Genomic DNA, 22132 nt, shown 5'->3' with positions numbered 1-22132 from the left:
CATGGCACAGCGTGAGCACGCCCCCAGCCGCCGACCGACGCTGCGGATGGTGGCCGAACGTGCCGGGGTGTCGACCGCGACCGTGTCGTACGTCTTCTCCGGCCGCGCCGGTGCCAGCGGGGCCGGCGTGGCCGAAGCGACCGCGGCCAGGGTGCTCGCGGCCGCGGACGAGCTCAACTACCGTCCGAACACGGCGGCCAGGGCGATCCGCACCGGTCGCAGCGGCATGGTGCAGCTCTCCCTCCACATGCTGAGCGATCCGTGGTCGCTGGCGGTGGCCGACGCCGTGAACGCCGAGGCGAACAAGCACGGGCTCACGACGCTGATCCTCGCCGACGGCGACTGGCACGCGGCGCTCGACCGCGTCGAGAGCGACGTGGCATACCTCGACGGCGTCGGGCTGGACGAGGAGGACGCCCGACGGCTGGGCGACCTCGTCAAGCGCGGCCAGCGGCTCGTGGTGTTCTCGGAGCATCTGGAGCCGGACGGGTTCGACGTCATCCGCTCGGACGCGATCCCGGGGTGCGAGCTCGCGATGGACCACCTGCTGGAGCGGCACGCGGCCATCGGCTGCATCGCCGCGGAGGGCGCCGTCCGCCTCGCGGCCACGCAGGTCACGCGGTACACGCCGTATGTCGAGAAGCTCGCGGCTGCCGGCATCTCCCCGGACCCGGCATGGACCGTGACCTATGCCGAGACGCAGGCCAGCGCGTTCACCGCCGCGATCGAGCTGCTGTCGCAGGAGAACCGCCCGGACGCCGTGTACGCGACGACCGACTTCGCCGCGATCGCCGCGATCAACGCCGCCCACATGCTCGGGCTCCGCGTGCCTCACGACGTCGCGGTGGTCGGCGTCGGGAACACCCCGGACGCCCGGCTCATCGCCCCCACCCTCACCACCGTCGGCCCGACGGACTTCTACGAGCGGCAGGCGCGGATCATCGTCGAGAAGGCGCTCGAGAGCGACCCCTCACCCGGTGCGCTGCACGAGTTCCCCTGGGCCCTCGTCCCCGGCGGCTCGACCGATCTCGACGCCCCGGCTGCCCGCGGTCGCTGAGCCGCCCCCTCTTCTTCCCCCCCCCCTTTCACGAAGGACTTCTGTTGGACCTCCACATCGGCATCATCGGCTTCGGCGCGCGCTCCACCCTTCAGGAGGAGGTGCATCGGCCGGACCACGGCTCCCGTATCACCGCCGTCTGCGACCTCGCCCCGCGTGCCCGCGAGGACGCCAGGGCGCTCGTCCCCGACGCCCTCATCACCGACTCCCTCGACGAGCTGCTCGCGTCCGGGGTCGACGCGGTCATGGTGCTGACCCCGGACGACACGCACGCCGCGCTGACCATCCGGGCGCTGGAGGCCGGGGTGCCCGTCTTCTGCGAGAAGCCCCTCGCGATCAACCTCGCCGACGCCGACCGCATGCTGGAGACGGCGCGACGGACCGGGACCCGCCTCTACATCGGCCACAACATGCGGCACATGCCCGTGATCACGCTCATGCGCGGGCTCATCCAGGCCGGGCGCATCGGGCAGGTGAAGGCCGTGTGGGTGCGGCACTTCGTGGGGCACGGCGGCGACTTCTACTTCAAAGACTGGCACGCCGACCGGAGCCGCACCACCGGACTCCTCCTGCAGAAGGGAGCACACGACCTCGACATCATCCACTGGCTGGCGGGGGCGTACACCGAGCAGGTGGCGGCGATGGGCGGCCTCAGCGTCTACGGCGACATCACCGACCGGCGGGACCGCACGGGTGAGCGGATGCCCGACTGGTTCAGCATGGACAACTGGCCGCCGACCGCGCTCACCGGACTCCACCCTGTGGTCGACGTCGAGGACATCTCGATGGTGAACCTGCGGCTCGAGGGCGGGATCTTCGCCTCGTACCAGCAGTGCCACTTCACCCCGGACTACTGGCGGAACTACACCGTGATCGGCACCGAGGGGCGCATCGAGAACTTCGGCGACGTGGCCGGCAGCGAGGTGAAGCTGTGGAACCGTCGGCATGCCGGGGCGGCCGACGCGGACGAGGTGTTCGTCGTGCCCGAGGTGCCCGACGCCGGACACGACGGTGCCGACGCGCTGCTCGTGGCCGAGTTCCTCCGGTTCGTGCGGCACGGGGGTCTCACGGCGACCTCTCCCGTCGCGGCGCGCGAGGCCGTGGCCGCCGGCATCCTCGCCACCGCGTCCCTCCGGGGTGACGGCTCCGCGATCGCCGTCCCCCCGCTCGACCCCGATCTCGTCGCCTACTTCGAGCGCGGCCAGACCCCCTCCTCCGCCCCGTCTTCCTCCGCCGCCTGACCCCCTCCTCCGCCCCCCACCCCGGAACGTTTTCGATCACGGGAGGAGATTCCCACCCGTGAGAGCGCGAAAAGGGACCGGGAACGGGGGTGCGGGGTGCGGAAGTGATCCGGCACGGCGGGGAGACAGGAAAGAAGCGGGCGGCCGTTCTCAGGGAGTTCACACCGGAGCGAATGTACAAACGTACATGTACGGGTGTCCAGGGGGTGAGCGATGGTGGAGAGCGCGCGTCGGCGGCGTGACCCCGAAGCGCGTCGTCGGGAGATCGTCACCGCCACGGCCGAGCTGATCGTCGAGGTCGGGGCCGACGCCATCACGCATCGGATGGTGGCCGCCAGAGCCGGAGTGCCGCTCGGGGCGACCACCCAGTACTTCGACACCCTCGACGACCTGCGCACCGCCGCCTTCCGAGCGCTCGCGGACGAGATCGAATGCCGACTCGACGGAGTGCGGCAGACCCTCGCCGAACGGGGAGCCGGGGCCGACGTCATCGCGGCGCTCGTGTACGACAGCATCCACGACGGCCACGCGGTGCAGGCGGATCGAGCCGTGGTCACGGCAGCCGTGCACGATCCGCGTCTGCGCCAGCTCGCGCGCCACCTGTCCGACCGCCTCGTCGACCTCCTGGAGCCGACCTATGGCGCCGACCGGGCCCGAGCGGCGATGATCTTCATCGACGGCGTCATGTGGAGCACGCAGATCCGCGACGTCGAACTCGAACAGTCCTTCCTCGAATCCGCACTGGCGCGGATCCTCGGAGTACCCCTCTCCCTCCCATCCGCAGCGACCGCCACCCCCTGACACCGAGGACCCCGCCTTGTCGAAACTCGCCATCCTCAGCCTGAAGAACCGCGCCCTCATCGCGCTCGTGACGATCGTCGCCGCGGTGTTCGGCGGGCTCGCGCTGACCAACCTCAAGCAGGAGCTCATCCCGTCGCTCGAGCTGCCGGCGCTCGTGGTCATGACCACCTACCCCGGCGCCTCGCCCGAGGTGGTCGAGAACGACGTCTCGACGCCGATCGAGTCCGCCATCCAGGGCGTGCCCGACCTGGAGTCGACGACCGCGACGAGCACGACCAACGCCTCGATCGTGCAGGCGATGTTCTCGTACGGCACCAACCTCGCGACCGCGGAGCAGAAGATCCAGCAGGCGATCAACCGCATCTCCTCGCAGCTCCCGGAGGACGTCACGCCGCAGGTGCTCTCGGTGTCGATCGACGACTTCCCGGTGATCCAGGTCGCGGTCACGGGCTTCGAGGACGCGGACAACGCCCAGGCGCAGCTGGAGAGCGTCGCGATCCCCGATCTGGAGGACGTCGACGGGGTGAACGCGGCGGAGATCGTCGGCGGCGTCGGACAGCGCATCACCATCACCCCCGACCTCGCGAAGCTCGCCGCGGCCGGGCAGAGCAGCGAGGCGATCAGCACCGCGCTGCAGCAGAACGGCACCCTCTTCCCCGGCGGTGAGATCACCGAGGACGGCGAGACCCTCACGGTGCAGACCGGCGCCAAGATCACCTCGGTCGACGAGATCGCCGCCTTGCCTCTCGTCGGTACCGCGGTGACCATCGGCGACGTCGCGACGGTGGCCCAGGTGTCGGACCCGGTGACCTCGATCTCCCGGGTCGACGGCGAGGATGCCCTGTCGATCTCCATCACCAAGCTCCCCGCCGCCAACACGGTCGAGGTGTCGCAGGGGGTGCTGGCCGCGCTCGACGAGATCGGGGAAGCGCTCCCGGACGCCGAGTTCACGGTCGTGTTCGACCAGGCACCGTTCATCGTGCAGTCGATCGACACCCTCGCCACGGAGGGTCTGCTCGGCCTCGTGATGGCCGTGCTCGTGATCCTCGTGTTCCTGATGTCGGTGCGCTCGACGCTCGTCACCGCGATCTCGATCCCGACGTCCGTTCTCATCACCTTCATCGGGCTGCAGGCATTCGGCTACTCGCTGAACGTGCTGACCCTCGGGGCGCTCACGATCGCGATCGGCCGCGTGGTCGACGACTCCATCGTGGTGATCGAGAACATCAAGCGCCACTACGTCGGCGGCGCGGACAAGGGCGATGCGATCCGTCTCGCGGTGCGCGAGGTCGCCGCGGCCATCACCGCGTCGACCATCACGACCGTGGCGGTGTTCCTGCCGATCGTGTTCGTCGGCGACATGGTGGGCGAGCTGTTCCGTCCGTTCGCGATGACGGTCACCATCGCCATGGTCGCCTCGCTCTTCGTGGCTCTGACGATCGTGCCGGTGCTGGCGTACTGGTTCCTCAAGCCCGGCAAGCCGCTCCTCGACGAGAGCGGGAACGCGATCGACCCGGAGGACCCGGCGGCCCCGCCGACGCGGCTGCAGCGCGGCTACCGCCCCATCCTCGGCTGGACGCTGAAGCACTCGGGCATCACGGTGGCACTCGCGGTAGTGGTCCTCGCCGGGACGCTCGCCGCCGCCCCGCTGATGAAGGTGAACTTCCTCAGCGACTCCGGTCAGAACACCATGACCGTGACGCAGGACCTCGGGCCGACCGCGAGCCTGCAGGCGAAGTCCGATGCCGCTGCCCCCGTCGAGGAGGCCCTTCTCGACATAGACGGCATCGAGCACGTGCAGGCCTCCATCGGGTCGAGCGGCTCCGCGCTGCGCGACGCGTTCTCCGGCGGCGCGGGGATCACCTACTCGGTCCTCACCGACGGCGACGCCGACCAGGAGAAGCTGCGTGCCGAGGTGCAGGATGCCATCGACGGCCTCGGCGACGAGGTCGGCGAGGTCAACGTCGCGGCGTCCGCCGGTTTCGGCTCCAGCGACATCGAGATCACCGTGACGGCGGCGAACGGCGACGACCTCGCCACCGCGACCTCCGCCGTGGTGGAGGAGCTCGACGGCCGCGAGGGCATCGGGCAGGTCACGGACAACCTCGCCGAGGCCCTGCCGTACATCGCCGTGGTCGTGGACCGCGAGGCCGCCGCGCGGGTCGGACTGTCCGAGGTCGCCGTCGGGTCGATCGTGTCCAACACGATGCGTCCGCAGCAGATCGGATCGGTCGAGATCGACGACACCGCGCTGACGGTGTACCTCGTCAACCCGGAGCCGCCGACGACCGTCGCCGCGCTCCAGCAGCTCGCGATCCCCACCGCGGCGGGCATCGTGCCGCTGCAGGACATCGCGACCGTCGAGCAGCGCAACGGCCCCACCTCGATCACCACCGAGCAGGGACGCCGCACCGCGACCGTCACCGTGCCGCCCGCATCGGACAACCTCGCGGTCGCCACCCAGTCGGTCACCGAGGCGCTCGCCGCGGCGGACCTCCCCGACGGCGCCTCGGCCGAGGTCGGCGGCGTCGCCTCGCAGCAGGCCGATTCGTTCGCGCAGCTCGGCCTCGCGATGCTCGCCGCGATCCTCATCGTGTACGTCGTGATGGTGGCGACGTTCAAGTCGCTGCGGCAGCCGCTCCTGCTGCTGATCTCGGTGCCGTTCGCGGCGACCGGAGCCATCCTGCTGCAGATCGTCACGGGCGTGCCGCTGGGCGTGGCCTCGCTGATCGGTGTGCTGATGCTCATCGGCATCGTGGTGACGAACGCGATCGTGCTCGTCGACCTCGTGAACCAGTATCGGGAGAAGGGGCTGTCGACCGCGGATGCCGTGATGGCAGGTGGGGAGAAGCGTCTGCGCCCGATCCTCATGACAGCGCTCGCCACGATCCTCGCCCTCACCCCGATGGCGCTGGGGATCACGGGGCACGGCGGGTTCATCTCCCAGCCGCTGGCCATCGTGGTGATCGGCGGACTCGTCTCCTCCACGGTGCTGACGCTCATCGTGCTGCCGACGCTGTACAACCTGGTCGAGGGGGCGCGGGAGCGCCGCCGGGCCCGCAAGGGCGAGCACCACGAGGATGCCGCCCCGGTTCCGGTCCATGCGGACGGCACACCGGTCAGCCGCCGAGAGCTGCGCGAGAACCACGGCGAGTAGCCGAGCGTTCACAACTCAGGAGAAAGGCCCCGATTCCGTCGGTGAGACGAGGATCGGGGCCTTTCCGCGTGGGTTCTCCTGAGTTGTGAACCGCGGTCAAGCGAAGGAGAGGCCCCACTCCAGCGTCCAGGTCTCGCCAGAAGCCAGACGGCGCACCCCGAGGCCGCTGTTGAACGCGTCCGCCGGAGCGGTCATCGGCTCGATCGCGACGGCGAGCGGGGTTCCGGGGTAGTTCGTCGCGGTGTACACCTGCACGAAGTCGAAGCCCTCGCCCTGCCAGAGCGTGACGGTCCGGCCGTCGGGCGCGGTGAGGGTGTGCCGCACGCGGCCGTCGGGGTCGCGCACGAGGTCCGTGAACCCGGTGTCGAGCGAGACGTCGCCGACCCGGACGCCCTCGCGCAGGTCGGGGTCGGCGGGACGGGTGCCGGTCGGGAGCATGCGGTCGTCCGTCTCGAACACGGTGTGGGCCGGGACGCGGAGGACGAGGTCGTGCGGGTCGACGTCGCCGATCGTCGGGAACGGGTGCGTGCCGAGCGCGACCGGAGCCGCCGAGTCGGACCAGTTGGTGAGCGTGTGCGTGACCTCGATGCCGGCCGCGGTGAGGACGTAGGCGACGGACGTCTCGATCAGGTACGGGTAGCCGGTCTGCGGGAAGACGGTCGCGCGCAGGGTCGCGGCTCCCTCCGTCTGCTCGACCGCGTAGGCGGTGTAGCGCAGGAGCCCGTGGCTGGCGGTGGTGGTCTTCGGCTCGCTGATCGCGAGCTGACGGACGGTGCCCTCGTCGTCCCAGCGGCCATCTCGCACCCGATTGGGCCACGGTGTCAGCACGACTCCTGAGCACGACGGCGTCGGGACGTCGAGCGGGTAGGGCGAGACGAGGTCGACCTCGCCGATGCGCAGGCCACGGAGGGAGGCGCCGACCTGGGCGATCTGCGCGGTCACGTCGCCGAGGCGGAGGTGGACCTGGGTGCCGGTGGGAGAGACGGAGTTCACCTCGACATCGTAGTGCCGCAGGCCGCCGGAGTGCGGGGGTCTCCCAGGGTCGCCGGGTAGACTGGGGCGGTCGGCTTCGGACACCCGCGCAGGGCGCGGACGTTTTTCAGTGTGTGAAGTGTGAGTCCAGGGGCCGATGGTGCGCGTCGATCGACGCGAATCAACCATCACAGGAATGGCCCCGGCCGCAGATCGTCCGGACTCCGCTGGATCGGAGTGCTCGCGCGTGCGCGCAGCGCTGTTCTCGTGCGAGAACGCAAGAAGGACACCCGAATGCCCAAGAACAAGAAGCCCCGTGGCGGTCGCGCCGCCGCGAACTTCGAGCCGCGCTACGGCGCTAAGAAGACCTCGTTCCACGACCGCCACCGACCGACCGGTGGTCGGGACACGGCCCGCGACGAGCGTCCCGCTCGCGAGGACCGCGACTCCCGCGTGACCGGCGGGTACGACCGCCGCCCCGGCAGCCGCAGCCCCGGCCACCGCGGCTATCGCCCGGAGGAGACCGAGTCCGGTGCGCCGAAGCGTCGGTGGAGCTCTCAGGAGCGCGCCGGCCGCGACGAGGCCCGCGGCATCCGCAACCGTGCGGAGTCCGGACGCCGCGAGGCCCCGCACCGCCGCGACGACCGCGCAGGCGCCGGCCGGTTCGACGACCGCTCCGAGCGTCCGCGGTACAACGACCGCGCAGGGGCCGGCCGCTTCGACGACCGTCCGCGGCGCGACGACCGCGGCGGCTCGCAGCGACAGGGCTTCCGCGACGGCGACCACCGCGACGGGGGCCGCCCGCGCTTCGACGATCGCCGGAACGAGCGTCCGCGCTTCGACCGCGACGACCGTCCGCGGCGCGATGACCGCGGGGGCGACCGCGCCCGCGGCAACGACCAGGGGGCCGACCGCTCCTACGACGCCGCCCGTGCCCGCCGCGCCTTCGACCGCGACCGCACGCAGCGCTCCTTCGAGGGCGGGCGCGAGCGGCCGTCGACCGGCGGGGCCTATCGTACCGAGCGTCCGCGTCGGGACGAGCGCCCCCGCCGCGACGAGCGTCCGACCCGCAACGACTGGAACGCGAAGCCGAAGGCGGCGTTCGAGCAGGCCGACGACGTCGTCCACGAGCGCCTCGAGGCGCAGGCCGTGCAGGCCGTCGAGGTCGAGGGCATCACGTTCGCCGATCTCGGCCTCGGCTCGAACATCACCGAGACCCTGAACGGCATGGGGGCCGCGACGCCGTTCCCGATCCAGGCGGCGAGCATCCCCGCCGTCCTCGAGGGGCGCGACGTGCTCGCCCGCGGCCGCACGGGCTCCGGCAAGACCATCGCCTTCGGCGCGCCGCTCGTCGAGCGGGTGCTGAAGTCGCAGGCGGGCAAGCGTCGCGAGTTCGGCCGCTCGCCGCGCGCGATCATCCTCGCCCCGACGCGCGAGCTCGCGCTGCAGATCGACCGGACCATCCAGCCGATCGCCCGGAGCGTGGGCCTGTTCACGACGCAGATCTACGGCGGTGTGCCGCAGGGTCGTCAGGTGGGCGCGCTGAAGAAGGGCGTCGACATCGTCATCGGCACCCCCGGCCGCGTCGAGGACCTGATGAACCAGGGCAAGCTCGACCTGTCGGACTGCCGGATCGCGGTGCTCGACGAAGCCGACCACATGTGCGAGCTCGGGTTCGTCGAGCCCGTCCAGCGCATCCTCCGCCGCACGGCCGAGGGCAGCCAGAAGCTCCTGTTCTCCGCGACGCTCGACCGCGAGGTCGCGGCGCTCGTGGACGAGTTCCTCGTCGACCCCGCCGTGTTCGAGGTCGCGGGCGAAGACCAGGGCTCCAGCACGATCGAGCACCGGGTGCTCGTCATCGAGCACCGCGACAAGGCCGACATCCTCACCTCGCTCGTCGACCGCGAGGGCAAGACCCTGGTCTTCGCCCGCACCCGTGCCTACGCCGACATGCTGGCCGACCAGTTCGACGACGCGGGCATCCCCGCGGTCTCGCTGCACGGCGACCTCAACCAGGCCAAGCGCACGCGGAACCTGGAGAAGCTGACCTCGGGCCGGGTGAACGTCCTCGTGGCCACCGATGTGGCCGCGCGCGGCATCCACGTCGACGACATCGACCTCGTGGTCCAGGCCGACGCGCCGGACGAGTACAAGACGTACCTGCACCGCTCGGGTCGCACCGGTCGCGCGGGGCGCTCGGGCCGGGTCGTCACGCTCATCACGCGGCAGCGCCAGCGTCGGATGACCGAGCTGCTCGGTCGCGCCGAGATCGAGGCGCCGTTCGAGCAGGCGCGCGTGGACGACGACGTGATCGAGGAGATCGCGGGGCGCGTGCCGTCCGCCGCGGAACTCACCTCCTGACGCGTTCGGGATCAGAAAGGCCCCGGAGACTTCGGTCTCCGGGGCCTTTTCGCACTCCGCACCGGGAAGGTGCGCGGGCAGCCGGGGTGTCAGGGGAGGGTGTGCTCGTGGAGGGTGGTCGTCAGGGACGTGCCGTTGAGGTCGAGGTAGAGAACGCGCTCGGTGACCGTGAGGGTCAGGGTGTTCCGGCGGGCGAGGTGGGGCGTAGCGCTGTCGATGAAGCCGGGGTCGAAGCTGTACACCCGGATGTCCTCGGAACGATGGATGCGCTTGTCGGCCCACGGCGCCATGACCTTGGCCGGGTCGCGGTGCGTGTAGACCACTGTCCGGTCCGCGAGGCGGGAGGCGTGATGCAGCCGCGCGGCATCCGGAGCGCCCACCTCGATCCAGACCGTGACTCGGCCCGTGAGGTCGCGCACGAGCACCGCGGGCTCCTCCGTGTCGGAGACGCTGCCGCCGAACGCGACGCCCTCCGCGAACTCGAGCCCGTAGGCGAGGACCCGGGTGAGCATGTACGCGTCGGTCTCGGACGGATGCCGGGCGGCCCGGAGCGAGACGTCTTCGTAGACCCCGCGATCGGTGTCGGCGAGCTGCATCTCGAACGTGTGGACTGTCGAACCGATCGCCATGATCCTCGAGCCTACGCGGAGCCGCGCCCTCCGGCCGACCGGGTCAGAACAGCATCGGCTGCGGCGGGGCGGCGGCCGCGCGGCCGCTCGGCGTGAACATGACCGGCCCGGCCGGCGGCGTCTCCGTCTGGACATGCCCTTGGCCCGGGCGGGACCCGCGCCGCGGATAGTCGTCTTCGTGCCGGGCGTCGAGCCCGTGCATCCGGATGAGGGGGCGAGCGCGCTTGGCGAGCCACTGCCGGTACGGCTTCGGTGCCTCGACGGACGCCCCGGGATACAGCCCGCGATACGACGACACGAGATCGGGACGGTTCTCACCAAGCCACTGGAAGAACCACGGCTTGACTCCCGGACGCAGATGCAGGGCCCCGTAGATCACGCTCCGCGCTCCGGCGGCCTTGATACGGCGGAGGGCGTCGTCGATCGCGGGAAGGGAGTCGGTCAGATGCGGCATGATCGGCATGAGGAACACCGTGACGGGGAAGCCGGCGTCGGCGAGCGCGCGCACCGTGTCGAGGCGGGCCTGCGTGGTCGGGGCGCCCGGCTCGATCGCCTTCTGCAGCGCGTCGTCGTACATCGCGATCGACATCTGCACGTCGACCGGCACACGCTGCGCCGCCTTCTTCAGCAGCGGGATGTCCCGACGGATCAGCGTGCCCTTCGTCAGGATCGACATCGGGGTGCCCGACGCCGCCAGCGCCTCGATGATGCCGGGCATGAGGGCATAGCGCCCCTCGGCCCGCTGGTACGGGTCGGTGTTCGTACCGAGGGCGACTGTCTCGTGCTGCCAGCTCCCGCGGCGCAGCTCCCGCTCGAGCACCTCGACGACATTGACCTTGACGACGATCTGGGTGTCGAAGTCCGCGCCGCCGTCGAGGTCGAGGTACTCGTGCGTGCCCCGGGCGAAGCAGTAGGTGCACGCATGGGAGCAGCCGCGATAGGGGTTGATGGTCCAGGCGAAGGGCATGCGCGACGCCCCGGGGACGTGGTTGAGCGCTGACTTCGACAGCACCTCGTGGAACGTCATGCCGGCGAACTCCGGTGTGGTCACCGTGCGGAGGACGCTCGAACGGTTCTCGAGGCCCGGCAATGCCGCCTCGTCGCTGTCCGCGAGTTTCTGTCCCTGCCACCGCATCCTCCCAGTCGAACAAAGAATCGAATCGAAGTCAAGTGAGTGTGGCACTGATGTTCGAATGGAAGAATGGGGGCATGCCCTCCTCGCCGTACGCTCAGCATGCGGCGCCGCGCTCCCCGATCTTCGGACCCGCCCTGCCGGTCGGGCTGGCGGTGACCGCGATCGGCGTGGTGCTCTCGCTCACCGGGGCGGCCGCGACCCCCGTGGCATCCCCACCGCTCCCGCGCCCCGTCGCGGTGATGCAGGTACCGACCGTGCAGAACACGGCGACCCCTGCGGCGGACCCCTGCGCCGACCCCGTGGTGCAGGCTGCGATCGCGGCCGGGGACGACGCCGCCACCGTCGCGGGGTTCGGCGGTGGAGCGCGCTTCCGTGAGGCGGTGATCGCCGGTAATGCACCCTGTGTCTCGCTCAGCGATCCCGCCCGGATCTGGGTCGTGGTCAACAAGGGGCGTCCGCTCGAACCCGCCGCCTACGAACCCGAAGGACTGAGCCAGGTGCCGCTGCAGATGACGACCCCGTCGGGCCGGGTGCGCGCGGAGGTCGCCGACGCCGCCGGGCGCATGGCGGACGCCGCCGGGGCGGCCGGGGTCGGACGCATTGGCGCGAACAACGGCTACCGTTCCTACGGCCTCCAGGTCGCGACATACGGTGCGCACGTGCGGGACCAGGGGCAGGCGGACGCGGATGCCGGCTCGGCGCGACCGGGTCACAGCGAGCATCAGACCGGTCTCGCCCTCGACGTCGTGGCCTGTGATGACGGCTGCGGCGGTCTGGACGGCTTCGGCGCGACGCGTCAGAGCGAGTGGGTGGCGGCGCACGCCTGGGAGTACGGGTTCATCGTGCGCTACGAACAGGTCGGCACGCCCGTCACCGGGTACGCCCCGGAGCCCTGGCACCTGCGCTACGTCGGCAGGGAGCTCGCGGCGGCGTATCACGAAGGCGGCTATCACACGCTGGAGGAGTTCTTCGGGCTCCCGGCGGCGCCCGATTACGACCACTGAGCCGGCGCGGCAGGGGTGTGATCCGCTCGCACTGAGGCATTCCACAAAGGCGATACCCAGTCCCACCCACGATGGGATGCATTCTCACAATCGCCTGTCCTGCCCCGTGTTCCCGCCGTAGACTCGCCGGAGCAACGACGCACGACACGTTCGGGAGGACGGCATGGAACGCGACATCTACGAAGAGGATCACGAGGCATTCCGCGACCTCGTCAAGGATTTCGTCAAGCGCCACGTCACGCACGAGGCGATCGAGAAGTGGGACGCCGCCGGCGAGGTGGACCGCGCCACGATGCGCGCCGCGGGTGAGGCCGGCATCATCGGGCTCTCCGTGCCGGAGGAGTTCGGCGGCGCCGGAATGCTGCAGGACTACCGCTTCCGCGCGATCGTGAACGAAGAGGTCATCGCGGCCGGAGCGGGATCGCTCGCCGGGGCCTTCGGCATCCAGGACGACCTGGCCGTGCCGTACCTCGTGCACATGGGCACGCAGGAGCAGAAGGAGAAGTGGCTGCCCCGCATGGCCACCGGTGAGGTCGTCGGCGCGCTCGCCATGACCGAGCCCGGCGCCGGCTCCGACCTCCGCGGCATCAAGACCACGGCGAAGAAGACGGACGGCGGCTACATCGTCAACGGCGCGAAGACGTTCATCTCATCGGGCGCGACCGCCGACCTCGTCGTCACGTTCGTGAAGACCGGCGAGGGCAACCGTCCCGACGCGTTCAGCCTCGTGCTCATCGAGAAGGGCATGGAGGGATTCGACAACGGCAAGAAGCTGTCCAAGATGGGCTTCCACGGCCATGACACCGCCGAGCTGTCGTTCAGCGACGTGTTCGTGCCGGAGGAGAACCTCATCGGCGGCGTCGAGGGCAAGGGCTTCATCCAGCTCATGATGAACCTGCCGCTCGAGCGCCTCTCGATCGGCGTGGCCGGAGCCGCTGCCGCGCAGGCCGCGTTCGACTGGACCGTCGCGTACACCAAGGACCGCGAGGCCTTCGGGGAGCGCATCATCGACTTCCAGAACAGCCGCTTCACCATCGCCGACATGTCCGCCACGGTCGACGCGCTGTGGGCCTTCATCGACCGCGCGCTGCTGGCCTACAAGGACGGCAGGCTCTCGGCGGAAGAGGCCGCGAAGGTCAAGTTCTGGGCGACCGAGCGTGAGTGGGAGGTGCTCGACGCCGGCGTCCAGCTCCACGGCGGCTACGGCTACATCACCGAGTACCCCATCGCCCGGGCCTTCCTCGACGCCCGTGTGCACCGCATCTACGGCGGCACGAACGAGATCATGCGCGAGATCGTCGGGCGTCAGATCGCCGGCAAGCGCTGACGCAGGGCCCGCGCGGCGGGCCGCAGGAGAAACGCACCCTCGGAACATCCCGAGGGTGCGTTTTCCGTCTGGGGGCGGATGAGTGCGGCCCCACTTGTATCGACGAGTGGCGTCGGCGGGGACGGCCGGCCGTGCGGTGCGCCGGTTCCGGGATCGACGCCCTGTGAAGAAAAGCCTGATGGTGAGCGGATAATCGGGATCCCGGCCAAGGGGCCGACTTTCTTCTGACTTGTCTCTTCAGGGGATACATGTGCTGGTCCATGATCGATACATGTCCGGACAGGCAACGTCCGGCTCGAGGACGCCGATGTCCTCGCACCCGCTCACCGAAGAGGCCGGAATGTCCACGCTCACCCTGCCGCAGCTCGACCGTACGTCGACGGCTCCGATCTGGTTCCAGATCATGCGCGCCGTTGAGGGGCAGATCGCCCAGGGCGCCTGGGCGCCCGGGGACCGCCTGCCGAGCGAGAGCGAACTGCGCGCGCACTTCGCCGCCTCCCGGACCTCGGTCCGCGATGCGCTGTCTCGTCTCGAGAGCGCCGGGATCATCTCCCGGCAGCAGGGCAAGGGCGCGTTCGTCGAGCGTGCCCAGGGGCCGTCCGCCTGGACGCTGCCCTCCGCGCCGAGCCTGCTCGGCGAGTACAGCGAGGACGGACGCAGCGCCCTGAGTTCCGAGATCCTCCGCGGAGGGATCGAACCGCTGCCGTCCTGGGCCGCCGCGGTGGTCGGTCGCGACTCGCCCGACGGCATGGGCTTCGTGCTGGAGCGCGTGCGCGCCGTCGGCGCCCGCACGGCCGTCCACGTGATCAACTACCTGCCCACGCGCTTCGTCGGTGTCCTTCCCGACCTCCGCGACCCCCGGGCCAGCCTTTACGCCGCGATCTCCCGCGTCACCGGCGTGCGGATCGCGCGCATGCACCGCACGATCGAGGCCGTCTCGGCCGACCGGATGCTCGCGGGACTGCTCGAGGTCGAGCCGGGGCATCCGATCGTCGTGGTCGAGGCCGTCGCCTACGACCAGAGCGGGCAGCCCATCGACATCTCCCGCGCCTCCGTGCGGACCGACCGTCTGCGCGTGAGCGTCGACACCGGCTTCGACGCGGCGGGCATCTCGAACGAGACCGCTTCCGGCCGATACCCGGCCGCGCTCCGCTGACCCCTTCCCCGTCCCTCGATCCCCCGGGAGCCCTGCATGACCGACCACCGCATCCTCGTCATCGGCGATAGCTACATGACCGCCGAGGTCTTCACCCGCGCCTTCCGGGAGCGGGGGATCGAGACCGACGCGGTCACGATGGCGATCGCGGAGCCCACCTGGGACACCGCCGCGATCCGCGAGTTCGAGGGCGATCCGGCCGAGGTCGCCCGGCTCGCCGCGGGGTACGACGTCGTCGCCTTCCACGCCGCCCCCGTCACCGCCGAGGTCATCGCGGCCCTGCCCGACCTCCGTCTCCTCGGCTGCGCGCGGGGCGGCCCCGTGAACGTCGACCTCGACGCGGCCCGCGGAGCCGGCGTCCGCGTGACGACCACGCCGGGCAAGAACGCCGACGCCGTCGCGGATCTCACCATCGGCTTTCTCATCTCTCTGGTGCGCAACGTGCCGGCCTCCCTTCAGGACGTGGACGACCGGGTGGCGGACGGGCGTCCGCTCGCCGAATCGACGTTCGAGGGCGCCCGGTGGTTCGGACGCGAGGTCAAGGGGCTGCGCCTCGGGCTCATCGGCTACGGCAACGTCGCCCGGCTGGTCGCGGCGCGAGCTCGCGCCCTCGGGGCCGTCATCACGGCGTACGACCCCTTCGTCGATCCCGAGACGGTGACCGATGCGACGATCGTGGGCGACCTCGACGCGCTGCTCTCCGCCAGCGACGTGGTCAGCGTGCACGCCAGGGCGACCGCCGAGAACCGGCACCTGATCGGCCGGGCGCAGATCGAGCGGATGCCGCGCGGCGCGTTCCTCATCAACACCGCCCGCGAGTCGCTCGTCGACGAGCACGCACTGCTGGACGGGCTGCGCTCCGGACAGCTCGCGGGCGTCGCCCTCGACGTCAACGAGCCCGACGGACCGTGGCGAGAGCTCGTCGCGGAGCCGAACCTGGTCCTCACCCCGCACCTGGCCGGAGCGACACACGAGACGCTCGCCCGCGGTGCGGACATGCTCGCCGCGGAAGTCGAGCGGTTCCTGGCAGGAGGTGATCTGCGATGGGAGCGCTGACCGACGTCTTCCTGGCGATCGACGCCGGGACCGGCTCCGCACGCGCCCTGGCCTTCGACATCGAGGGCCGGCTCGTGACCCACGCCGCCCGGGAGTGGACCCACCGCGCGATCCCGGGCCACCCCGGCGGCACGGCCTTCGACACCGCGAACGGCTGGGCGGCCATCGCCGGCGCAGTCGCCGAGGTCGTCGCGCGGCTGAACGGCCGCCGCGTCGCCGCCGTCGCCGCCTCCAGCATGCGTGAGGGCTTTGTGCTGTTCGACGAGGCCGGCACGGAGATCTGGGCCTGCCCGAACACGGACGGGCGGGCCCGCGCCGAGGCCGACGAGCTCGTGGCGGAGGGCGTCGCGGACGAGATCTACCGCACCGCCGGGGACTGGGTGTCGATCACGGCACCGGCTCGGCTGCGCTGGATCGCGCGCCACCAGCCGGAGGTCCTCTCCCGTGCGCGCCACCTCGGCATGCTGAGCGACTGGGTCACCACCCGGCTCACCGGCGTCTTCGTCACCGAGCCGACCTGCGGGTCGAGTTCCGCCCTCTTCGACCTCCACGCGCGGGGATGGTCCGCCGACCTTGCGGATCTCGTCGGCATCGACCGGCGCATCCTGCCCCCGGTCGTCGCGGCCGGCGAGGTCGTCGGCGCTGTGACGCCCGCGGCGGCGGCCGCGACGGGGCTGCCCGTCGGCACCCCGGTCGTCGCCGGCGGGGCGGACACACAGCTCGCCCTCCACGGCATCGCGGCGCGAGAGGGGACTCCGACGATCGTCGCCGGGACGTTCTGGCAGACGACGGCCGTCGTCGCGGAGCCCCTCGTCGACCCGGATCGCCGTCTGCGCACCCTCTGCCACGTCGACCCCGGCACCTGGATGATCGAGGGCATCGGCTTCCTGTCGGGACTCGCCATGCGCTGGTTCCGGGACGCGATGTGCCCCGACGCGGCGGCGCTCGGACGCGCGGAGGGCCGCTCCGCCTTCCGCATCATGGAGGAGTGGGCCGCCGACGTCCCGGTCGGTGCGAACGGCGTGGTCGCCACGATGGCGAACGTCATGCAGGCCGACGCGTGGCACCACGCCGCGCCCGCGTTCGTCGGGTTCGACATCAACGACGCCGCCGGGTCGTCCCGCGGGGCGTTCATCCGGGCGATCGAGGAATCCGCGGCCATCGTCGCCGGCGCGCACCTCGAGATCCTCTCCGCCCTCACCGCGGGCCGCGCGGTCGCGGACGGCACCGTGACGTTCACCGGTGGGTCGAGTGCGGGAGCGCTGTGGCCGCGGATCATCGCCGGCGTCACCGGCCTGGACACGCGCGTCACCCCCGCCCCCGAGGCCACGTCATACGGTGCCGCCCGCCTGGCCGCTACCGGTGTCGGCGCCACGCTCCCGCCCATGGGCGACGCCGAGCGGGTCGAACGGGTCGATCCCGCCGAGCACGAGCAGTACCGCGCGGTCACCGAGCGCTGGCACCGCGTCTACCGCGACGTCCTGGCGATCTCGAGCCCCGACCTCCCTCCGCTCTTCACCCCGCCGGGGGCGGCCCGCGGCCCCCTCGACCCCTCCACCCCCCGCCTCTCGCCCGTCGGTCACGCCGGCTGACGACAACACGAAGGAGACCTCCATGGCAGACCTCGACGGCAACGCCGACGCCAAGCAGTTCCACGTCGGGACGCCCGGCGTCCGGTTCACGCAGAACATCCGTGGCGCCGCCAACCTCGACTGGGGCATGCAGAACCGCCTGTCACGAATCCTCGATCCGGAGACCGGGCGCACGGTCATGCTCGCCTTCGACCACGGCTACTTCCAGGGGCCGACATCGGGACTCGAGCGCATCGACCTGAACATCGCGCCGCTCGCCGCGCAGGCGGACGCGCTGATGGGCACCAGGGGCGCGCTGCGCACCTCTCTTCCGCCGGCGACGCGTGCCGGGCTCGTGCTCCGTGCCTCCGGGGGGCCGTCGATCCTCAAGGACCTCTCGGACGAGTACACGGCGATGGCGATGGAGGACGCCGTCCGTCTCAACGCCGATGCCGTGGCCGTGCAGGTCTTCGTCGGCGGGGAGCACGAGAGCCGCAGCATCCGCAACCTCACCACCCTCGTCGATCAGGGGTACGCGGCCGGTATCCCCGTGCTCGGCGTCACCGCGGTGGGCAAGGAACTGGTCCGCGACGCTCGCTACCTCGGACTCGCGACCCGCATCATCGCCGAGCTCGGCGCGCAGCTGGTCAAGACCTACTACTGCGAGAAGGGCTTCGAGGACGTGGTGGCCGGATGCCCGGTCCCGGTCATCATGGCGGGCGGCAAGAAGCTCCCGGAGCTCGACGCGCTCACCATGGCCTCCCGTGCCGTGCGGGCCGGGGCGGCCGGCGTCGACATGGGCCGCAACATCTTCCAGAGCGCCGCCCCCGCCGCGATGATGACCGCCGTCCGCGCCGTCGTGCATGACGACCTCGACCCCGCCGACGCCTACGAGCTGTTCCGCGCGGCGACCGAGGCCCCGGTGCCCGCATGAGCGCCGACGTGCTGCGGACCGCCGATGCCGCGCTGCGGTTCGGCGACTGGGGTCCGGGATACCTCGCCCAGGGGGAGGACGCGGCGTTCGGCGTCGTCGTGCTCCGCCCGGGGGACGAGTTCGCGAATCACCTCCACGAGCACCACACGGAGTCCTTCGTCGTGATCGAGGGCCGCGCGGAGATCTGGCTCGACCGCGACACGTGTCGGGTCGTCTCCGCCGGCGACGTGCTGCGGGCCGAGCCCCACGAGGAGCACTTCGTCCGCAACCCCTTCGACGAGACCTTCCGTGCGGTCTTCGTCAAGACCCCCTGGGTGGACGGCGACAAGGTCGACCGCCCCTGGACGCCGGGCCCCCGCTCCGGCGACTGATGTTCCCCCCTCACCCGAGAAGAACCACCGAAAGGACACCACCATGAGCAGGCAACGACGCCCCTCTCCGACCGCGCGCCTCGTGCGCCGTGCCCTTCCCGTCATCGCCCTGGCATCCACGGCGGGCCTCGTGCTCGCCGGCTGCGGCGGGGACGCGGGAGGCGCCTCCGGCGACGGAGGCGACAAGACCCTGAAGGTCCTCATCGCCGCACCCCAGGAGGGCGCGGGGGCCATCCTCGAGAAAGACTTCGAGGCCGCGACCGGCGTCGAGGTCGAGGTCGAGGTCGTCCCCTACGACCAGATCCAGACCAAGGCGATCCTCGACGCGCAGTCCGGCACCAACAACTACGACGTCATCCAGTACTGGTACACGTCGGTCGGCGCCCTTGCCGACGCCGGGGCGCTCGCCGACATCACCGACTGGGTCGAGTCCGACGAGGACATCGACTCCGGCGACTTCATCGAGGCGATCTTCGGACCGTACTCGCAGTACGAGGACGCCACCTACGGTCTGCCCATCGACGGCGACACGCACGTGCTCTTCTACAACAAGGCGATCTTCGAGCGGAACGGCGTCGAGGTCCCCACCACGTGGGATGAGTACGTCGAGGTCTCGAAGAAGATCACCGACGCCGAGAAGGCGAACGGCGTCTACGGCAACGCGCTGCTCGGCTCGAAGAGCGCGTTCAACATCGGGTCGACGTTCTTCAACCGGCTCGCGACGATGTCGCCCGACCCGATCGACCCGCAGATGCCGCAGCTCGACACCGAGTACGCGGTGGCCGCCGCGCAGTCGATGCTCGATGCTTCGCCGTCGGCCCTCCCCAGTCCGCTGGAGATCGGATTCGAGCAGGCGCTGCCACAGTTCCTGTCCGGGTCGGTCGGGATGATCGAGTTCTGGACCGACCTGGGCGTGTTCGCGCAGGACCCGGAGCAGTCGAAGATCGTCGACGGCTGGGGCGTCGCCCCGCTGCCGGTGGGCCCCGAGGGCAAGGTCTCCGGAGCGCTCAACGCGGGATGGGCGATGGGTATCAGCCCCAACGCGAGCGACGAGGACCTCGCGAAGCAGTTCGTCGCGTTCGCCTCGTCGAAGGAGACGAACGAGAAGCTCATCACGACGACCGGCTCCGGTGTCGACCCCACCCGCACCTCCACGCTGGAGAGTCCGGAGTACGTCGAGTTCGCCCCCGAGGTCTCGGCGGTCGCCGCCGAGGTGCTGCCCAACGCGCAGTCCTGGCCGACCTCGCCGCAGGCGCCGGAGATGATCCAGTCGCTCAGCGACAACCTGGCGCTGATGCTGCAGGGCGGTCTCACCGCCGAACAGGCGATGCAGAACACCTGGGACACCTGGCAGTCCCTGGCCGACTGACCCCGTCGTCGAACCCGAAAGGACCGCTCATGTCGCACCCCGTCGCCTCCCGGCGCCGCGCCCGACGCGCGTCGTGGACGGGACGCGCCCTGCTCGCGCCCGCCGTCATCGCGATCGCGATCATCGCGATCTATCCGCTCGGCTACATCATCGCCGCCTCCTTCTCGGAGTCGTCGCTGGGCCGGCCGTTCACCGAATGGGTCGGGTTCGACAACTTCGCGGCGCTGCTGGGGGACGGGGTCACCCTCCCGTCCCTCGGCAGGTCGCTGCTCTTCGCCATCCCCTCCGCCCTGATCGCGCTCGTGGCGGGGCTGGTCGTCGCCCTGTCGCTGGACGCCGCGGTCAAGGGCGGCCGTGTCATCCGGGTGCTGCTCCTGCTGCCGCTGATGACACCGCCGGTGATGGCCGGCGTCATCTGGAAGCTCATGCTGGCTCCCACCGGCGGACTGCTCAACAACATCGGGCAGTCGTTCGCGCCCGGGTCCGAGCCGTTCCTGTTCCTCGGCTCCAGCCCCGCGGCGATGATCTCCGTGATCATGGTGGATGCCTGGCAGTGGACGCCGTTCTGCGTGCTGCTCGTGTTCGCCGCTCTGCAGACCCTGCCGACCGAGGTGTACGAGGCCTCCCAGGTCGACGGTGCCGGGGTGTGGCAGACGTTCTGGCGCATCACGTTCCCGCTCGTGCTCCCGAGCCTCATCACCGTGCTGCTGCTCAAGCTCGTCGTCTCGTTCAAGGTCTTCGACCTCGTGTTCATCATGACCAGCGGCGGACCGGGCTTCGACACCACCGTCAGCAGCTTCCAGATCTATCGGACCGGGCTGCAGACGTTCGACGTCGGCGCCGCCGCCGCGCAGACCATCGCCTTCCTGGTGCTGGTCACCATCGTCATCCTGCCGCTCAACGCCGTGCGGCAGCGGCTGCACAGAGAGGGCTGACCATGTCGCTCACACTCCGCTCCACGGATCGGGTCGACGAGAGCGCGACCGTCACGCTCGTGGTTCCCGACGCCCGCCGTCGCCAGCGGCGCCGTCGGACCGCGAGCATCTCCCGGCCCGGCCGGCCGTCCGCCACCGTCACGGCGGCGAAGGCCGTCGTGATCGTCGTCGCGATCGCCCTCGCGCTGCTGCCCGTGCTGTACATGGTGAGCATGTCGTTCAAGAGTCCGGACGACATCCTGTCCACGCGCATCCTCCCGTCCCGCCTCGCGTTCGAGAACTGGGTGGCCGCATTCGAGAACTGGCCGATCCTCACCTACCTCCGCAATTCGATCGGTGCGGCGGTCGGTGCCGTGATCGTCTCGCTGCTGGTGGCGATCCCGGCGAACTACGCGATGGCCCGGCTGCGGGCCGGCGGGAAGCAGACCCTCGGGCTCATCGTCTCCGCGTACGTCGCCCCGCCGATCGTGGCGATCATCCCGCTCTTCGTCCTGGTGCGCACCGCGGGGCTCATGGACTCGGTGATCGGGCTGGGCATCGTCGAGGGTCTGCTGCTCACGCCGGTGGCGGTGTGGCTGCTCGACGGGTTCTTCCGCTCGATCCCGTTCGAGGTCGACGAGGCGGCGCAGATCGACGGATGCGGTCCGCTGCGCACCCTCTGGGCGGTGATCCTGCCGCTCACGGCCCCTGGCATCGTGGCGGTGTCGATCATCGTCTTCATCCTCGCGTACAACGACTTCCTCATCCCGCTGCTGCTCACGCAGAGCGTGGACTCCCAGACGCTCCCCGTGGGTATCGCGCTCATGCAGGGCGGTCGAGAGGTGATGTTCGGGCAGATGGCCGCCGCGAGCCTCTCCGGGCTGATCCCGATCTACCTGCTGGCGCTGTTCCTACAGAAGTGGCTCGTCGGCGGGCTCACGCAGGGCAGTGTGAAGTGAGCGGGTGCGGGGCGGTGTTCCCGCATCCCGTGTCCGGTCTCCGAGCACGACTTCGGAGATTCCCGACGACGCGCCGGGGCGGCATCGTCCGCCCCGGCGTGTCGTGTCTTAGCTCCGA

18 protein-coding genes are annotated in these 22132 nt (G+C 70.7%); 15 read left to right on the top strand and 3 right to left on the bottom strand.

What is annotated here, in order from left to right; translation table 11 throughout:
• Position 1: 1 nt before the first annotated feature.
• From AB0N68_RS03800 to AB0N68_RS03785, 4 genes are all read left to right on the top strand, one after another.
• Complete coding sequence (locus AB0N68_RS03800) at positions 2–1057, top strand: LacI family DNA-binding transcriptional regulator (protein ID WP_187663121.1); 1056 nt, start codon at positions 2–4, stop codon at positions 1055–1057.
• 44 nt (positions 1058–1101) lie between these two features.
• Positions 1102–2298, top strand: coding sequence for a Gfo/Idh/MocA family protein (locus AB0N68_RS03795; protein WP_259952852.1), 1197 nt, complete (start codon positions 1102–1104; stop codon positions 2296–2298).
• 213 nt (positions 2299–2511) lie between these two features.
• Positions 2512–3099, top strand: coding sequence for a TetR/AcrR family transcriptional regulator (locus tag AB0N68_RS03790; protein WP_187663122.1), 588 nt, complete (start codon positions 2512–2514; stop codon positions 3097–3099).
• A 16-nt stretch (positions 3100–3115) separates the two neighbouring features.
• On the top strand, positions 3116–6256 hold the full coding sequence (locus tag AB0N68_RS03785; protein ID WP_259952849.1) for an efflux RND transporter permease subunit: 3141 nt from the start codon (positions 3116–3118) through the stop codon (positions 6254–6256).
• A gap of 96 nt (positions 6257–6352) precedes the next feature.
• On the opposite strand, the gene AB0N68_RS03780 is transcribed toward AB0N68_RS03785, so the two are convergent.
• Complete coding sequence (locus AB0N68_RS03780; RefSeq protein WP_280565072.1) at positions 6353–7249, bottom strand: aldose 1-epimerase family protein; 897 nt, start codon at positions 7247–7249, stop codon at positions 6353–6355.
• Positions 7250–7522: 273 nt separating this feature from the next.
• On the opposite strand from AB0N68_RS03780, the gene AB0N68_RS03775 reads away from it, so the two are divergent.
• The gene (locus tag AB0N68_RS03775) at positions 7523–9589 is read left to right on the top strand and encodes a DEAD/DEAH box helicase (RefSeq protein ID WP_313366661.1); all 2067 of its coding nucleotides are present in this window, start codon (positions 7523–7525) and stop codon (positions 9587–9589) included.
• Positions 9590–9678: 89 nt separating this feature from the next.
• Here AB0N68_RS03775 and AB0N68_RS03770 read toward each other — a convergent pair whose 3' ends face one another.
• Positions 9679–10218, bottom strand: coding sequence for a YaeQ family protein (locus AB0N68_RS03770; protein WP_280569113.1), 540 nt, complete (start codon positions 10216–10218; stop codon positions 9679–9681).
• Positions 10219–10261: 43 nt separating this feature from the next.
• Positions 10262–11353, bottom strand: a complete 1092-nt coding sequence (locus AB0N68_RS03765) for an Rv2578c family radical SAM protein (protein ID WP_280569111.1) — start codon at positions 11351–11353, stop codon at positions 10262–10264.
• 74 nt (positions 11354–11427) lie between these two features.
• On the opposite strand from AB0N68_RS03765, the gene AB0N68_RS03760 reads away from it, so the two are divergent.
• The 10 genes from AB0N68_RS03760 to AB0N68_RS03715 all read left to right on the top strand — a co-directional run bounded on the left by AB0N68_RS03760 (position 11428) and on the right by AB0N68_RS03715 (position 22014).
• Positions 11428–12357, top strand: a complete 930-nt coding sequence (locus AB0N68_RS03760; protein WP_259952830.1) for a M15 family metallopeptidase — start codon at positions 11428–11430, stop codon at positions 12355–12357.
• Between the two features lie 163 nt (positions 12358–12520).
• A complete protein-coding gene (locus tag AB0N68_RS03755) occupies positions 12521–13684 on the top strand; it encodes an acyl-CoA dehydrogenase family protein (RefSeq protein ID WP_187663129.1) in 1164 nt (387 codons plus the stop codon).
• A 340-nt stretch (positions 13685–14024) separates the two neighbouring features.
• Positions 14025–14840 (top strand): GntR family transcriptional regulator, encoded by an 816-nt coding sequence (locus AB0N68_RS03750; RefSeq protein WP_161973074.1) that lies wholly within the window; start codon positions 14025–14027, stop codon positions 14838–14840.
• 36 nt (positions 14841–14876) lie between these two features.
• Positions 14877–15896: an NAD(P)-dependent oxidoreductase gene (locus AB0N68_RS03745; RefSeq protein ID WP_259952825.1), complete on the top strand. Its 1020-nt coding sequence runs from the start codon at positions 14877–14879 to the stop codon at positions 15894–15896.
• Positions 15884–17488: an FGGY family carbohydrate kinase gene (locus tag AB0N68_RS03740; RefSeq protein WP_280569099.1), complete on the top strand. Its 1605-nt coding sequence runs from the start codon at positions 15884–15886 to the stop codon at positions 17486–17488. The genes AB0N68_RS03745 and AB0N68_RS03740 overlap by 13 nt, the downstream gene beginning before the upstream one ends.
• A gap of 22 nt (positions 17489–17510) precedes the next feature.
• Complete coding sequence (gene lsrF / locus AB0N68_RS03735; protein ID WP_280569097.1) at positions 17511–18401, top strand: 3-hydroxy-5-phosphonooxypentane-2,4-dione thiolase; 891 nt, start codon at positions 17511–17513, stop codon at positions 18399–18401.
• On the top strand, positions 18398–18772 hold the full coding sequence (locus tag AB0N68_RS03730) for a cupin domain-containing protein (RefSeq protein ID WP_259952815.1): 375 nt from the start codon (positions 18398–18400) through the stop codon (positions 18770–18772). Before lsrF ends, AB0N68_RS03730 begins: the two co-directional genes overlap by 4 nt.
• A gap of 43 nt (positions 18773–18815) precedes the next feature.
• Positions 18816–20141, top strand: a complete 1326-nt coding sequence (locus tag AB0N68_RS03725; protein WP_280569093.1) for an ABC transporter substrate-binding protein — start codon at positions 18816–18818, stop codon at positions 20139–20141.
• Between the two features lie 29 nt (positions 20142–20170).
• Positions 20171–21076, top strand: a complete 906-nt coding sequence (locus AB0N68_RS03720) for a carbohydrate ABC transporter permease (protein ID WP_280569090.1) — start codon at positions 20171–20173, stop codon at positions 21074–21076.
• A 2-nt stretch (positions 21077–21078) separates the two neighbouring features.
• Positions 21079–22014, top strand: a complete 936-nt coding sequence (locus tag AB0N68_RS03715; RefSeq protein ID WP_280569088.1) for a carbohydrate ABC transporter permease — start codon at positions 21079–21081, stop codon at positions 22012–22014.
• The last annotated feature ends 118 nt before the right edge of the window (positions 22015–22132 follow it).

Origin of the sequence: Microbacterium meiriae, from assembly GCF_040685015.1 — a bacterium.
GTDB lineage: Bacteria > Actinomycetota > Actinomycetes > Actinomycetales > Microbacteriaceae > Microbacterium > Microbacterium meiriae.
Note: the sequence above shows the minus strand (reverse complement) of the source record. Positions and strands in the feature narration are given on the sequence as shown.

What these genes read in the sequence shown, in the direction of transcription:
- AB0N68_RS03800 (WP_187663121.1), top strand. Translation starts at nt 2, where the DNA reads ATGGCACAGCGTGAGCACGCCCCCAGCCGCCGACCGACGCTGCGGATG.
- AB0N68_RS03790 (WP_187663122.1), top strand. Translation starts at nt 2,512, where the DNA reads ATGGTGGAGAGCGCGCGTCGGCGGCGTGACCCCGAAGCGCGTCGTCGG.
- AB0N68_RS03775 (WP_313366661.1), top strand. Translation starts at nt 7,523, where the DNA reads ATGCCCAAGAACAAGAAGCCCCGTGGCGGTCGCGCCGCCGCGAACTTC.
- AB0N68_RS03770 (WP_280569113.1), bottom strand. Translation starts at nt 10,218, where the DNA reads ATGGCGATCGGTTCGACAGTCCACACGTTCGAGATGCAGCTCGCCGAC.
- AB0N68_RS03765 (WP_280569111.1), bottom strand. Translation starts at nt 11,353, where the DNA reads ATGCGGTGGCAGGGACAGAAACTCGCGGACAGCGACGAGGCGGCATTG.
- AB0N68_RS03760 (WP_259952830.1), top strand. Translation starts at nt 11,428, where the DNA reads ATGCCCTCCTCGCCGTACGCTCAGCATGCGGCGCCGCGCTCCCCGATC.
- AB0N68_RS03755 (WP_187663129.1), top strand. Translation starts at nt 12,521, where the DNA reads ATGGAACGCGACATCTACGAAGAGGATCACGAGGCATTCCGCGACCTC.
- AB0N68_RS03750 (WP_161973074.1), top strand. Translation starts at nt 14,025, where the DNA reads ATGTCCACGCTCACCCTGCCGCAGCTCGACCGTACGTCGACGGCTCCG.
- AB0N68_RS03745 (WP_259952825.1), top strand. Translation starts at nt 14,877, where the DNA reads ATGACCGACCACCGCATCCTCGTCATCGGCGATAGCTACATGACCGCC.
- AB0N68_RS03740 (WP_280569099.1), top strand. Translation starts at nt 15,884, where the DNA reads ATGGGAGCGCTGACCGACGTCTTCCTGGCGATCGACGCCGGGACCGGC.
- lsrF (WP_280569097.1), top strand. Translation starts at nt 17,511, where the DNA reads ATGGCAGACCTCGACGGCAACGCCGACGCCAAGCAGTTCCACGTCGGG.
- AB0N68_RS03730 (WP_259952815.1), top strand. Translation starts at nt 18,398, where the DNA reads ATGAGCGCCGACGTGCTGCGGACCGCCGATGCCGCGCTGCGGTTCGGC.
- AB0N68_RS03725 (WP_280569093.1), top strand. Translation starts at nt 18,816, where the DNA reads ATGAGCAGGCAACGACGCCCCTCTCCGACCGCGCGCCTCGTGCGCCGT.
- AB0N68_RS03720 (WP_280569090.1), top strand. Translation starts at nt 20,171, where the DNA reads ATGTCGCACCCCGTCGCCTCCCGGCGCCGCGCCCGACGCGCGTCGTGG.
- AB0N68_RS03715 (WP_280569088.1), top strand. Translation starts at nt 21,079, where the DNA reads ATGTCGCTCACACTCCGCTCCACGGATCGGGTCGACGAGAGCGCGACC.